Source organism: Mesorhizobium sp. INR15 (assembly GCF_015500075.1).
Classification (GTDB): domain Bacteria; phylum Pseudomonadota; class Alphaproteobacteria; order Rhizobiales; family Rhizobiaceae; genus Mesorhizobium.
The window spans coordinates 879,424-893,541 of the sequence record NZ_CP045496.1 but is presented as its reverse complement, the minus strand read 5'-3'; the positions used below and the strand labels follow the sequence as shown (position 1 = coordinate 893,541).

Annotated in this window: 12 protein-coding genes and 1 pseudogene; 9 read left to right on the top strand and 4 right to left on the bottom strand. The window is 65.3% G+C overall.

The genetic code is table 11. The annotated features are described in order from the left end of the window. Positions 1–38: 38 nt before the first annotated feature. Together GA829_RS04140 and GA829_RS04135 are read left to right on the top strand one after the other, a co-directional pair. Positions 39–1,750, top strand: a pseudogene (locus GA829_RS04140) (FAD-dependent oxidoreductase). Then, positions 1,750–2,058 (top strand): UBP-type zinc finger domain-containing protein, encoded by a 309-nt coding sequence (locus tag GA829_RS04135; RefSeq protein WP_195177293.1) that lies wholly within the window; start codon positions 1,750–1,752, stop codon positions 2,056–2,058. Before GA829_RS04140 ends, GA829_RS04135 begins: the two are co-directional and overlap by 1 nt. Positions 2,059–2,080: 22 nt before the next feature. Here GA829_RS04135 and GA829_RS04130 read toward each other — a convergent pair whose 3' ends face one another. From GA829_RS04130 to GA829_RS04120, 3 genes are all read right to left on the bottom strand, one after another. Then, positions 2,081–2,248, bottom strand: coding sequence for a hypothetical protein (locus GA829_RS04130; protein ID WP_195179907.1), 168 nt, complete (start codon positions 2,246–2,248; stop codon positions 2,081–2,083). 110 nt (positions 2,249–2,358) lie between these two features. After that, positions 2,359–2,538: a hypothetical protein gene (locus tag GA829_RS04125; RefSeq protein ID WP_195177292.1), complete on the bottom strand. Its 180-nt coding sequence runs from the start codon at positions 2,536–2,538 to the stop codon at positions 2,359–2,361. Between the two features lie 125 nt (positions 2,539–2,663). After that, complete coding sequence (locus tag GA829_RS04120) at positions 2,664–4,691, bottom strand: transcriptional regulator (protein ID WP_195177291.1); 2,028 nt, start codon at positions 4,689–4,691, stop codon at positions 2,664–2,666. 216 nt (positions 4,692–4,907) lie between these two features. Here GA829_RS04120 and GA829_RS04115 point away from each other — a divergent pair, with 216 nt between their 5' ends. The 7 genes from GA829_RS04115 to GA829_RS04085 all read left to right on the top strand — a co-directional run bounded on the left by GA829_RS04115 (position 4,908) and on the right by GA829_RS04085 (position 13,668). Continuing rightward, positions 4,908–5,996: a PLP-dependent cysteine synthase family protein gene (locus tag GA829_RS04115; protein ID WP_195177290.1), complete on the top strand. Its 1,089-nt coding sequence runs from the start codon at positions 4,908–4,910 to the stop codon at positions 5,994–5,996. Between the two features lie 21 nt (positions 5,997–6,017). Then, positions 6,018–7,520, top strand: coding sequence for a pyridoxal phosphate-dependent decarboxylase family protein (locus GA829_RS04110; RefSeq protein ID WP_195177289.1), 1,503 nt, complete (start codon positions 6,018–6,020; stop codon positions 7,518–7,520). Between the two features lie 49 nt (positions 7,521–7,569). After that, positions 7,570–7,926, top strand: a complete 357-nt coding sequence (locus GA829_RS04105) for a hypothetical protein (protein ID WP_195177288.1) — start codon at positions 7,570–7,572, stop codon at positions 7,924–7,926. A gap of 115 nt (positions 7,927–8,041) precedes the next feature. Next, positions 8,042–8,413: a hypothetical protein gene (locus tag GA829_RS04100; RefSeq protein WP_195177287.1), complete on the top strand. Its 372-nt coding sequence runs from the start codon at positions 8,042–8,044 to the stop codon at positions 8,411–8,413. 117 nt (positions 8,414–8,530) lie between these two features. After that, the gene (locus tag GA829_RS04095) at positions 8,531–9,157 is read left to right on the top strand and encodes a CDGSH iron-sulfur domain-containing protein (protein WP_195177286.1); all 627 of its coding nucleotides are present in this window, start codon (positions 8,531–8,533) and stop codon (positions 9,155–9,157) included. 146 nt (positions 9,158–9,303) lie between these two features. Next, positions 9,304–11,346, top strand: coding sequence for a hydantoinase/oxoprolinase family protein (locus tag GA829_RS04090; protein WP_195177285.1), 2,043 nt, complete (start codon positions 9,304–9,306; stop codon positions 11,344–11,346). Between the two features lie 156 nt (positions 11,347–11,502). After that, positions 11,503–13,668 (top strand): malate synthase G, encoded by a 2,166-nt coding sequence (locus GA829_RS04085; RefSeq protein WP_195177284.1) that lies wholly within the window; start codon positions 11,503–11,505, stop codon positions 13,666–13,668. Positions 13,669–13,734: 66 nt separating this feature from the next. Here GA829_RS04085 and GA829_RS04080 read toward each other — a convergent pair whose 3' ends face one another. Then, a complete protein-coding gene (locus GA829_RS04080; protein ID WP_195177283.1) occupies positions 13,735–14,094 on the bottom strand; it encodes a hypothetical protein in 360 nt (119 codons plus the stop codon). Positions 14,095–14,118: the final 24 nt, after the last annotated feature.

Sequence of the window (14,118 nt, the reverse complement as noted above, 5' to 3'; positions counted from 1 at the left end):
CGCTTCAAACCGCGCGGCTGCTTCGCTACGCTCGAACCATGTCACAAACCGTCAACCCGATCTTCTCGACCCGTCGCGATCAGGCGTTCCCGACGTTGGCCGAAGCCGACATCGAGCGCATGCGCCGGTTTGGCGAGGCCAGTTCCTATGCCGCTGGCGAGCATATCTTTGAAGCCGGCGATGTGGCGCCGGGCCTGATCGTTGTCCTGTCGGGCACGGTCGACATCACCCAGGATGGCAAGCCTGGCCGGCGCGAGACGATCGTCACGCATGGTCCGGGCGGGTTCGTTGGCGAACTCGCGCAGCTTTCGGCGCGGCCGTCGCTGGTCAATGCACAAGCGGCCGAGCCGGTGGAGGCGTTCGTCATCCCTTCGCAGCGGCTGCGCGACCTGATGGTGCAGGAGGCCAATCTCGGCGAGCGCATCATGCGGGCGCTGATCCTGCGCCGTGTCGGTCTGCTGGAGAGCGGCACGATCGGGCCGATCATCATTGGCCTTGCCGGCAACAGCGACGTCTTGCGGCTGCAAGGCTTTCTCGCCCGAAGTGGCCAGCCGCACCGCGTGCTCGATTCAGACGCCGACCCCTGCGCCAAAACCCTGATCGAACAGTTTCACGTCGATCCGCACCACCTCCCGATCGTGCTGTGTCGAACGGCAGGCTGCTGCGCAATCCCGGCGAGAAGGACCTTGCCCGCTGCATCGGCCTGTTGCGGCCGATCGATGCCGACAAACTCTACGATGTCGCCATTGTCGGTGCCGGGCCGGCCGGTCTGGCGGCGGCCGTCTATGCCGCCTCCGAAGGCCTGTCGACCATTGTGCTCGACTGCCGTGCCTTCGGCGGGCAGGCCGGCGCCTCCTCGCGCATCGAGAATTATCTCGGATTTCCCACCGGCATTTCGGGCATGGCGCTGATGGCGCGTGCGTACAATCAGGCGCAGAAATTTGGCGTCGAAATGGTCATCCCAGATGAAGCGAAGCTGCTCAGTGCGGCGAACGATCCCTCCGGCGCCCGCTACCTTCTTGAAGTCGGCGACGGCGAGACGGTGCGGACACGTAGCGTGGTGATCGCCAGCGGCGCGCGCTACCGCCGCCTCGACGTCGACAACCTGGCGCGGTTCGAAGGAACATGCGTGCATTATTGGGCCTCGCCAATCGAGGCGCGGCTTTGCGGCGGACAGGAGGTCGCCCTGGTCGGCGCCGGAAATTCGGCCGGACAGGCCGCCGTCTACCTCGCCAGCCATGTGCGCAAAGTGGCTTTGCTGGCGCGCGGCGGCGGCCTCGAGGCCAGCATGTCGCGCTATCTGGTCGAGCGCATCAGGGCGCAGCCCAACATCGAGGTGCTGACCGGGGCCGAGGTCGAGGCGCTGGAAGGCGACGAGGGCAATCTCGCCGCCGTGCGCTGGCGGGACCGCGCCAGCGGTGTGGAGACGACGCGGCCGATCCGCCATCTCTTCCTGTTCATCGGCGCCGACCCGAACACCGACTGGCTGGCGCAGAGCGACGTGGCGCTGGATGCCAGGGGTTTCATCCGCACCGGATCGGACATAGGATCAACGCATGGTCTGATGGAGACGAGCCGAAGCGGCGTGTTCGCCATCGGCGACGTGCGCTCCGGCTCGGTCAAACGCGTCGCCGCCGCTGTCGGCGAGGGTGCCCAGGTGGTGGCGGCATTGCATGCATATCTGGCGCAAAACGGCAGTCAGGCCGTGGCACCGGAACAGGTCGAGCCGAAGCAAGTCGGGAGAGTGTGATGGCGGATGAATGCAGACACGCGGCAGACGTCAAGGACGTCACGCCGAGCGCCCTTGGCTGCGAGGAATGCCTGAAGAGCGGTTCTGAGTGGGTGCATCTGCGGCTTTGCCGCACCTGCGGCCATGTCGGCTGTTGCGATGACTCGCCCAACCGTCACGCCACCAAGCATTTCCACGCGACCCGCCACCCCATCATCGAGGGCTACGATCCGCCTGAAGGCTGGGGCTGGTGCTATGTCGACGAGGTCTTTCTCGACCTCGGCGACCGCACCACGCCGCAGAACGGTCCGATCCCGCGCTTTATTTGAGCGACGCTTGCCGATCAGGGCATCACTTTCGGGATGCCGGCGCGGGCTTCGGGTTCTCCACGCTGTTTTCGTTCACCTGGAACGCCTTTCCCTGCACCTTCTTTTTATGCAGCGCGTCGCCGGTCTTTGGCTGCGGCGGCGGCTTCGGGTTCCGCGCGGTGTCGTCGTTCACATCGAAGGCCTTGGTCATCATGTTCTCCAGTGGCGGTTCTGGAAGACAATGCCCGATGCAGGCAGGAGTTCCCCCGCCAGGTGACGCGCGCCTCGCGGGGAGCCAAGCTCAACTAACGGCCGTGCCGGTTAGCGCACCGAGCCTGTAACGGTGCGGTCGATGCCGTCGGGAGCGGATTTGCGTTCGTTGCCGGCGAGTGCCGCGATGAGCAGAAGGCTGGCGACAACAGGAACAAACAGGATGCCAACGCGGGCCTGCACATAGAAAATGGCACGCCATTCGTTACGCTTATCAGGGCTGTCGCTCATCATACTCACACTTTTGCCAAGGGCCCCTCGGGCCGTGACATAGCGGCGAACGGTTAAACAACCCCTTCCGAATTCGTTAACCGGCGGAATTCGAGGGCTTGCCTTGGCTTGCGGGGCTGATTGCCTCAGCTCAAGCCGATGCGCCTGCCGGCCTGCCGGAACAGTGCCGCGGCGTCCGGCTCGAAACGAAACGTGCCGATGAAATCCTCAGCGCGATAGTTGGGCAATGTCTTGCGGATGGCGGCAGCGAATTTGCGCGCCTCGTCGAGCCGGCCCGCCAGCGCCAGGCAATGCGCGGCAATGGCCAGGATGATGGCGTGCGAGTTGGGCCGAGCCACCGCTTTCAGCGCCCATTCGGCAGCCTCGTCGAACTGGCCGAGGCGGACATGCGCCATGGCGCGAGCGCCAAGCATGCCGAACAGCAGGGGGTCGAAGGGGCTGAGATGGCGCGAGTGGTCCGAAGAGCCGATCGCCGCCCGTGGATCGCCGGACTGCGAATGCACGAACGACAAAGCGTAATGCCCGAGTGCGAAGTTGGGGCTGAGGTCCACCGCCCGTTCCAGTTCGATCAGCGAGCCATCCTGCTCGCCACGCAACCAAAGCGCCCGGCCCATCGCCCAGTGGGCGGCCGGATTGTGGTCATCGACCAGCAGGCTGTGGCCGGCGGTCTCGAAGGCCAGCCCGCTTTCCCTGTCGCGGTCGCCCCAGCGCTGGAAGGCGTTCTGCCAATGAACGAAGGACAGGCCGGCATAGGCGCGGGTGAAGGTCGGATCGAGCGCGACCGCCATGTCGAAGAAGTGCCGCGCCAGGTCGTTTTCCGGCTGGGTGAAGCGGTACATGTGCCAGAGGCCGCGATGGTAGGCCTCCCAGGCGTTGAGCGAATTCGGCGCCTTGAGCATGGCGCGGTTGCGTTCGACGGTCTCGATCTCGACCGATACCGACGAGACGATGCTGTTGCCGATATCGTCCAGTACGGTGAAGATATCGTCGTGCCGGCGCTCGAATGTCTCGCCCCACACGATCCTTGCCGTGCGCACCTCGACCAGCTCGACGCTGACGATGATGCGGCCGGTCAAGCTGCGCACGGTTCCGGTGGCGACATAGTCGACATTCAGCCGCCGCCCGGCATCCTGAGGCGCGAGGTTCATTTCGGCCAGGGCGAAGACCGATCCGCGCGCGATTACGAAAAAGTCCCTGAGCTTTGCCAGCCGGGTGATGATGTCGTGGGTGAGGCCGTCCGCGAGCCCGCCCCGAACACCGCCGAGGCCGGTTTCGTCGACGAAAGGCATCACGGCCAGCGAAGCGTGGCTGGGTTCGGGCGGTTTGTCGGCGGCCGCGGCGGTCGCCAACGGCGGCACCGTTATCGCGCAGGGCTGGGCTTGCAGCGAAGCGCCGGATGGCCTGTCGCGGATCGCCTGCCAGCCGCGTTGAACCGGACCGAAATCGAGTTCCTCCGACTGGAAAAGCCGTGCCGCCGCCGCCAGATGCTCCTCTGCCGCGCCGAAGGCCCCGCGTATCGCCAGATTGGCCAGCAGCGCCAGGTGCGCCCGCCCGTCGAACGGCGCCAGTTCCACCCATCTGTCGTGAAAGGCAGCCGCTTCCTCGGAACCGGCCGGAAGAGCGCCGACAAGGTGCTCCAGCACCGCCGCGTGACACGACTGGAACCGGCGGCGCTGCGCCGTCAGCCAGTTGTTGAAGAGCGGGCTGCGGTCAAGTTCGAGCCCGTCGAGAAAATCGCCTGCGAACAGGTTGGCCAGCCCCCGCAATCGCTCGATACCGAGTTTCGAAAATCCATGCGCCGTGGCAGCCACGATCACCGGCGCATCGACGAAACAGTCGTCCAGGCGCAGTGCGACGGTGTCGCCCTGCGTCTCGACCCGGCGGCGGTCTGGTCCATCGAGAACACCGCGAAGCTTGCTCAGGCACCAGCGTAGCTCGCCCCGGGGGTCGTTGGGCACATCCCACAAAAGCTCGCACAGCCGGCTGCGTCCGACCGGATGCGGTGCCAGCGCCAGATAGGCGAACAGCGCGCCCATCTTGCGCGAAGCCGGCAATGCGACGGGAACGCCATCGCGGACGATCGCCAACTGCCCGAGCAAGCGCACGGAAAGCCCCGACGGCTCACTGCTTGGGCTCGATCGAGTTGATACCACGGGCGTTTCCACGCTTGTTCCCACGCTGGCCAGCCGGCCTCCATTCTATCACTGGACGAGACAAGGCGGCGCATCCGGCAGCGAATTTCGCTCCAAATGCGCCACACCGCATTGTCGGCACGTCATAGCGCGGCATGGTCTCGAAACCTCGCCGCCCAACCGGCCGGTTTGTAACCGGCCCGTGATCACAACGAACAAGAACGAGGAAATCATCCCATGCCGCAGCAAGCACAGATCAGAACCACGGCCGGGCGCGGCCGCCTGTTTGACAGCATTCTCGACACGGTCGGCGACACGCCGGTTATCCGCGTCAACAATCTCGGCCCAGCCCATGCGACGATCTATGTGAAGGCCGAGTTCTTCAACCCGGCGGCATCGGTAAAGGACCGCCTGGCGCTCAACATCATTGAAGAGGGCGAGCGCAGCGGTGCGCTGAAGCCCGGTCAGACCATCGTCGAGGCCACCAGCGGCAACACCGGCATCGGGCTCGCCATGGTCTGTGCGCAAAAGGGCTATCCGCTGGTCGTCACCATGGCCGACAGTTTTTCCATCGAGCGCCGCAAGCTGATGCGCATGCTGGGCGCCAAGGTGGTGCTCACGCCACGCGCCGAAAAAGGCTTTGGCATGTACAGGAAGGCGGTGGAGCTGGCCGAGGCCAATGGGTGGTTCCTGGCCCGCCAGTTCGAGACGGCGGCCAATGCCGCCATCCATGAGACGACAACCGCGCGCGAGATCATCAACGACTTCGCCGGCAAGCGGCTCGATTGCTTTGTCACCGGCTATGGCACCGGCGGCACCGTGACCGGCGTGGCGCGTGTGCTCCGTCGCGAGCGGCCGGATGTCAGTATCGTTCTGGCCGAACCGGCCAATGCCCAGCTGATCGGCAGCGGCAAGCCACAGCAGCGCGGCGCCGGCGGCGCACCCGCCGCCAGCCATCCGGCTTTCGAGCCGCATCCGGTCCAGGGCTGGACGCCGGATTTCATCCCCAACGTGTTGCAGGAGGCGATCGACGCGGACCTCTATGACGAGGTGATGCCGATCGCCGGGCCCGAGGGCATCAAATGGGCCAGGGCGCTGGCAGGGAAGGAAGGCATCTTCACCGGCATTTCGGGCGGCGCCACCTTCGCCGTCGCCCGGCGGATCGCCGAAAACGCTCCGGCCGGATCGGTGATCCTTTGCATGCTGCCCGACACCGGTGAGCGTTACATGACGACGCCGCTGTTCGACGGCATCGAGGCCGAAATGGACGCCGAAGAAATCGCCCTGTCGCGCTCGACGCCCGGCGCCCAGTTTCCGGCGGCGTAGGGCGGGCGAGGAGCAAAGTGAATGGATACCAGCCAGGAAATGCCGGGCCTCTCCGAGGAGACACTCGACCCGCTCGATTGGGCCGATGTGCGGACGTTGTCGCACAGGATCATCGACGACGCCGTCGGTTACCTGCGCGATGTCAGGGAGCGCCCGGTCTGGCAGGAGATGCCGGCGGCTGTGAGGGCCTCCTTCACAGCGCCCTTGCCGCGCTCGCCTTCGCCGCTCGCTGATGTCTACGGCGAGGTCGCTGCCACGGTGATGCCCTATCCGATGGGCAATACCCATCCGCGCTTCTGGTCCTGGTATATGGGCTCGAGCAACTTCACCGGTGCGCTCGGTGATTTCCTGGCGGCCATACAGGGCTCGAACCTCGGCGGCGGCAATCACGCCGCCGCGCTTGTCGACGGCCAGGTTGTGGACTGGTGCAAGGAGATGCTGGGCTTCCCCGCTTCGGCCAGCGGCACGCTGGTCAGCGGCGGCTCGATGGCCAACATCATCGGACTGACGGTGGCGCGCAACACCAAGGCTGGCATCGACCTGCGCGAGCACGGCGTTGGCGCGATGGAAAAGCCGCTGCGGTTCTATGGCTCGGACCAGCTCCATTCCTGCCACCGCAAGGCGATGGAAGCGCTCGGGCTCGGCAACCGGGCGCTACGACGAATCCCGACCGATGCCGGGCTGCGCATCGACATCGAGGCCTTGCGGGCAGCCATATCGGAGGACCGGGCAGCGGGCTTCATGCCGGCCTGCGTCATCGGCACCGCCGGCACCGTCAACACCGGGGCGATCGACGATCTGCAAGCGCTGGCCAAACTGGCGCATGAGGAAGACCTCTGGTTCCATGTCGACGGCTGCATCGGTGCATTGATCGCGATTGCCCCGCGGAACGCGCACCGCGTCGCCGGTATCGAATGGGCCGATTCGGTCGCCCTCGATCCGCACAAATGGCTGCACGCGCCATTCGAGGTCGGCTGCGCCCTGGTTCGGGATGCCGCCGCGCACCGCAAGACTTTTGCGGTGACGCCGGAATATCTCGAATCGACGCCGCGCGGCCTTGCCTCCGGCGAATGGCTGCATGACTACGGCTTGCAGACCACGCGCGGATTTCGCGCGCTGAAGGTCTGGATGGCGCTGAAGCAGCATGGCGTCGAAAAGTTCGGCCGGCTGATCGACCAGAACATCGCGCAAGGGCAATATCTTGCCAGGTTGATCGAAGATGCGCCGCTGCTGGAACTGGTCGCGCCGCCGGCCATCAACATCGTCTGTTTTCGCTTCCGGCCCGGCGGCATGGCTCCTGGCGGCATGACTGGCGAGGCGCTAAAGCGGCTCAACACCGAGATCATGTTGCGGCTGCAGGAGCAGGGCATCGCCGCGCTCTCGGACACCACGGTGCACGGTGAGCACTGCCTGCGTGTTGCGATCAACAACCATCGCACGCGACGCGAGGACCTCGACCTGCTGGTTCGCGAGACGCAGCGCCTTGGCCGCGAGATGGGGGCGATTGGCGGGGCATCTTTCTAGTTTCCGGCGGCCATGCGATTCTCCAGCGAATGATTCGAAAGGTCCGATCGTGCCGCTCTTTCGCCTTGCCGTGCTCGCCGCATTGCTCCTTACGACCTCGGCCCAGGCCGCCGACATGGCCTTCTTTGTCAAGAACCTGCGCAAGGAGGCCGTCGCGGTCGAACTGTTCAGCCGCGACCGCGAAACGGTCTGGCCGGGCAACGACAAGGTGTTCCTGATCGATCCGAATTCGCAGAAATCAGTGCCATTGTCCTGCAATCAAGGCGAGCACATCTGCTACGGCGCCTGGGTCAACGGCAATGACAGCATCTCGGCCGGCGTCGGCCCCGACAACGACCAGCCCTGCGACACCTGCTGCTTCATCTGCGTGGAACACTCGACCGAGACGATCGACCTCGTCGAGTAGCGCCGATCCACCCAGAATCAGTCAGGGATTGTTCCATTGGTCCCTTTAGCGGCCGCTCGCATCGTGTCATGGTCGCGCCGCGGTCGGACGGGCCGTTTCTTTCCTGGGGGTTACCATGTTCTACGCCTATGCGCGCCGTACGCTGGCCGCGCTCTTTCTTGCCTTGCTGCTGGCGCCGTCGGCGCATGCCGCCGACATCACCTTTGCCGTCAAGAACGGCCATCCCAACGCCATGCGCGTCGAGCTCTACAGCCAGGACCGCGACTATGTCTGGCCGGGCAACGGCAAGGATTTCTATCTCGACGATGGCGAGACCAAGCAGCTTCCTGTGTCCTGCAACGAGGGCGAATCGATCTGCTACGGCGCCTGGGTCGATGGCGATGAGCAGACCTATTGGGGCGTCGGCCCCGGCAACAAGGAAAAATGCGCGGATTGCTGCTACACCTGCAGCGGCGGCGAGACCGAGGAAATCAATCTCGTTCCCTGACCGGATTGCCGGCTTGACGCCTTTCCCGCCCCGGCCATAGCTTGCGAAGGCGGATACCCAGAGCGCGCCGCATCGTCCGTTCGGACGTGGTGCGCTCAAGGCAACAGGAGCACGTCAATGGCCGGCACGGTCGAAACTGACAAGATCGACGTCGGGTTTTCCGGCAAGCGCTGCATCCATTCGCGCAATTGCGTGCTGGGCGACCCGCATGTCTTCGTGCCCAACGCGCCGGGCGAGTGGATTCACCCCGACGCGGCCAGCGTCGAAAAAGTGGTGGCGCTCGCCGAAAGCTGTCCCTCCGGCGCCATCACCTATGTCAGGAAGGATGGCGGGCCGCAGGAAAGGCCGCCGGTGGTCAACACCGTGCGGCTGCGGGAAAATGGCCCGTTGGCCGTGCATGCCGAAATCGTGCTTGGCGACGAGACATTCTTCCGCGCCACGCTTTGCCGCTGCGGCCTGTCGCAAAACAAGCCGTTCTGCGATGGCGCGCACACCAAGGCCGGCTTCACCGCCACCGGCGAGCCGGCGCTGAAGGACACGCCGGCGCTGGAGGCGCGGGACGGGCCGCTGACGGTGACGCCAACGGCCAATGGCCCGCTCAAGCTGGAAGGCAATGTCGAGATCGTCACCGGCACCGGCCACACGGTCGACCGCACCAGAAAGACTTTCCTCTGCCGCTGCGGCCATTCCGCCAACAAGCCGTTCTGCGATGGTTCGCACAAGAAGGTGGGGTTTGTGGGGTAGGCGAGGCGCTGCATCAAAGCCGCCGCTTCCTCCTCGAGGCAGAGATTGCCCCGCATCTCTTGGCCCATCGCTCCCGCCTTTATCCTCCGGGCCTTATCGGCTAAGGGCTTCGCAGCAAACCTCGCGTCCCGGACGTCCGCCAGAAAATGACCACCAAGCCCAAGCAATCGCCTCTCTTCCTCGGTATCGACACCGGCGGTACCTACACCGACGCCGTGCTGTGGTCGGAAACGGACGGGCCGCAGCAGGGCCCGAACAAGGGCAAGGTGCTGGCCAAGGCCAAGGCGCTGACCACGCGGCACGATCTCGCTGTCGGCATCTCCGGCGCGGTCGACGCGGTGCTGCAGAAGGCCGGCACCAATCCCGCCGCCATCAAGCTCGTCTCGATGTCGACGACGCTTGCCACCAACGCGCTTGTCGAGGGGCAGGGTGGCCGCGTGGCGCTGATCATGATTGGCTTTTCCGAGGCCGACCTTGCCCGCGACGGGCTGAAGACGGCGCTCGGCACCGATCCGGTGGTGTTCTGCCCGGGTGGACATGACGTGCATGGCAATGCCGCCCGGCTCGATCTTTCCGGGCTGGAAGCCATGCTGCCGGAGCTCGGCGCCTCGGTCTCCGGCTTTGCCGTCTGCGCCTATTTCGCCACCCGCAATCCGGCGCACGAGATCGCAGCTCGCGACCTGATCCGCGAGAAGACCGGCCTGCCGGTCACCGCCAGCCACGAGCTTTCGTCGAAGCTCGGCGGTCCGCGCCGGGCGCTGACGACACTGCTCAATGCCAGGCTGATCTCGATGATCGACCGGCTGGTGGCGGCAACCGAAGGCTTTCTCGAAGCGCGCGGCATCGCCGCGCCGCTGATGGTGGTGCGTGGCGATGGCGCCCTTGTCTCGGCCGCCTTCGCCCGCCAGCGGCCGATCGAGACCATCCTGTCCGGCCCGGCCGCCAGCCTCGTCGGCGCCCACCACATGACGGGCCTCGACAATGCCGTGGTCTCCGACATCGGCGGTACCACCACCGACGTCGCCGTGCTCGACAGGGGCCGTCCTCGCCTCGACCCCGAAGGCGCCACCGTCGGCGGTTTCCGCACCATGGTCGAGGCCGTTGCCATGCGCACCTTCGGCCTCGGCGGCGATTCCGAAGTGACGCTGGAAGATGGTTCGCTCAACCCGAAGATATTGCTCGGGCCGCGCCGCCTGGTGCCGCTGGCGCTGGCCGGCATGGCGCATGGCGAAGCGGTGATCGCGGAACTCGAACGCCAGTTGCGCGCGCCTAATCCCGGCCGCATGGATGGCCGTCTGGCTGTGCGGACCGGCGTGCCGGACCGTCTCGCCGCCGGCCTGACCAGCGCTGAGGCTCGCCTATACGAAGCGATCGGCGCCACGCCGCTGCCCATCGACAAACTGTTGAACTCGAATGCCCAGAACGCCACCTTGAACCGGCTGGTGTCGCGCGGCCTGGTGCATGTCGCCGGCTTCACGCCCTCGGATGCCGCCCATGTGCTGGGCAAGCAGTCGAACTGGGATCCGGCTGCCGCCCGCCTTGGCGCCGAACTCTTCGCCCGCAAGCGCGATGGCCGTGGCCAGCCGATCGCCGCCTCGCCGGAAGCGATTTCCGAGCGCGTGCTGCTGACGCTGACGCGCTGGTCGGCCGAATATATCCTGGAAACCGCCTTTGCCGAGGACGGGCTTGATGGCGCGGCGACGGTCGCGCACGCGCTGGTGCAGCGCGCGGTCGATGCCCATCCCGGCATCGCCCGCCTCAGCGTCGCACTCGACCGGCCGGTCATTGGTCTCGGCGCCTCGGCGCCGCTGCACTACGCCGGTCTGCCGCCGCTGGTCGGCAACGACTGCGTGGTGCCGGAGGATACCGATGTCGCCAACGCGCTTGGCGCCGTCGTTGGCCAGGTCCGCGTCTCGGCGGAGGCGCGGGTCAGCCAGCCCAAGGAAGGGCTGTTTCGCGTTGCCTCCGGCGAGAGCGTGCGGGACTTCCTCGACGAGCCGTCGGCGATCGCCGCGGCCGAAGCCGATGTGCGGTCGATCGCCGCCGAGCGGGCCAGGGATGCCGGCACCGACAGTGCAGAGATAGAGGTCTCGACCGACTTCCGCGTCTCGACCGTCGAGGGCCAGCGCATGTTCATCGAGGCGCATGTGATGGCGGTGGCGTCGGGCAGGCCAAGGATTGCGGTATAGTGATGGCGCCAGAGCACGGGTAATCTCCCCCTCAAAGGGGAGATCAGCAACCTCGCTGGCCGCGAAAATGCGCTACCTTCATCCTTAGCCGAATTGACCCCTGCACCCTGACATGCCAAAGGCCCGGTCGAGCCTTTTCGTCTGGAGAAAGCCCTAATGACCGACCGCGTCGAAATCGCTGGATTGCGGATCGCCCACGAACTGCACGACTTTGTCGTCAACGAAGCCCTGTCCGGCACCGGCATCAGCGCCGAGGCGTTTTGGAATGGCTTCTCGGCCATCGTCCATGATCTCGCACCCAAGAACCGGGCGCTGCTCGAAAAACGCGACGCCCTGCAGGAAAGGCTCGACGGCTGGTATCGTGACAATGGCGCGCCGGTCGACATGGACATCTACAAAACCTTCCTGAAGGAGATCGGCTATCTCGTTCCGGAAGGACCCCCCTTCAGCGTCTCGACCGAAAATGTCGATCCGGAGATCGCGGTCGTTGCCGGGCCGCAACTGGTGGTGCCGGTGATGAATGCGCGCTACGCGCTCAACGCTGCCAATGCTCGCTGGGGCTCGCTCTATGACGCGCTCTACGGCACCGACGCCATTCCCGAAACCGATGGCGCCGAAAAGGGCAAGGGTTTTAATCCCGCGCGTGGTGCCAAGGTCGTCGCCTGGACAAAGAGCTTCCTCGACGAGGCGGCACCGCTGACCTCGGGCAAATGGGCCGGTGTCAACGGCCTGTCGCTGGCCAACGGCGCGCTGCGGCTCAGCGCCGGTGCCGGCTCGACCACGCTTGCCGACCCCCGGCAATTCGTCGGTTATCGCGGCGACGCCGCCAACCCGCAAGCCGTGCTGCTGGCCAGGAATGGCCTGCACATCGAGATATTGATCGACCGCGACAACCAGATCGGCAGGACTGATCCGGCCGGGATCGCCGATGTCATCCTGGAATCGGCGCTGACCACCATTCAGGACTGCGAGGACTCGGTCGCGGCTGTGGATGCGCAGGACAAGGTCGTCATCTATCGCAACTGGCTCGGCCTGATGAAGGGCGACCTCCAGGAAGAGATTACCAAAGGCGGCAAGAGCTTCGTGCGCAAGCTCAACCCGGATCGCGCTTATACCGCGCCCGCCGGCGGCACGCTGACAGTGTCCGGACGTTCGCTGATGCTGGTCCGCAATGTCGGCCACCTCATGACCAACCCGGCGATCCTGGATCGCGACGGCAACGAGGTGCCGGAAGGCATCATGGACGCCGCTTTGACAGCGCTGATCGCACTGCACGATGTCGGCGCCAAGGGCCGCCGCGCCAATTCCCGCGCCGGCTCGATGTATGTGGTGAAGCCGAAGATGCACGGGCCGGAGGAAGTCGCCTTCGCCGTCGAGATTTTCGACCGTGTCGAAGCGCTGCTCGGCATGGCGAAAAACACCATCAAGATGGGCATCATGGACGAGGAACGGCGCACCACCGTCAACCTCAAGGAAGCGATCCGCGCGGCGAAGGACCGTATCGTGTTCATCAACACCGGCTTCCTCGACCGCACCGGCGACGAAATCCACACCTCGATGGAAGCCGGCCCGATGATCCGCAAGGGCGATATGAAGCAGGCCGCCTGGATTTCCGCCTATGAAGCCTGGAATGTCGACACGGGGCTCGAATGCGGCCTGGCCGGCCACGCCCAGATCGGCAAGGGCATGTGGGCGATGCCCGACCTGATGGCGGCGATGCTGGTCGAGAAGATCGCCCACCCCAAGGCCGGCGCCAACACGGCCTGGGTGCCGTCGCCGACGGCGGCGACGCTGCACGCCACGCATTACCACAAGGTCGATGTCCACGCCGTGCAGGCGGCGCTGAAGAGCCGCCCGAAGGCCAAGCTGGACGATATCCTGTCGGTGCCTGTGGCGGTGCGGCCGAACTGGACGCCCGACGAGATCCAGCGCGAACTCGACAACAACGCGCAAGGCATTCTGGGCTATGTCGTGCGCTGGATCGACCAGGGCGTCGGCTGTTCGAAAGTGCCTGACATCAACGATGTCGGCCTGATGGAAGACCGCGCCACGCTGCGTATTTCCTCGCAACACATCGCCAACTGGTTGCGCCATGATGTCTGTTCGCGAATCCAGGTGCTGGATTCGCTGCAGCGCATGGCGGCCATCGTCGACCGCCAGAACGCCGGCGACCCGCTCTACCAGCCGATGGCGCCGGATTTCGACAGCTCCATCGCCTTCCAGGCCGCCTGCGACCTCGTCTTCAAGGGCCGCGTCCAGCCCAACGGCTACACCGAGCCGGTGCTGCACGCGCGGCGGCTGGAGCTCAAGGCGGCGAGCTGACGGATCCATTGTCGATAGAAGTTCACCCAATCTTGACTGGGTCGCCACACGCTGGCCGAGCAGTGCTCATAATCCAAGACACTGAAAGCTGAAGCCGGGTCTTATGTCACAGACCGATCTCATCGCCGAACGCGCAGGGTCCTTCAAATACTCAAGGATCAACAGGCGACTTTCGCGGGCCAACACCTTCAACAGTTTGACGTCCACATTGCGTTGTTCCACCGGTTGATAAACCTGACGAAGGATGTCTTCCCGAATCGACCGAATTCGTCGGCGATAGGTCGACGGTGTCTCGGGCCTGCTGCCGGCTCCATGGATACCGAGATGAGGTGGCCATGGAACCGGCGACAGGCCAACCCGGCAGCAGGCCACCTTGATGGTACTCTCGATAGCCAGTTCCAGCGTCAGAGCGACGAACGGCGACATCCATCTCCAAACGAGGAGAGATTG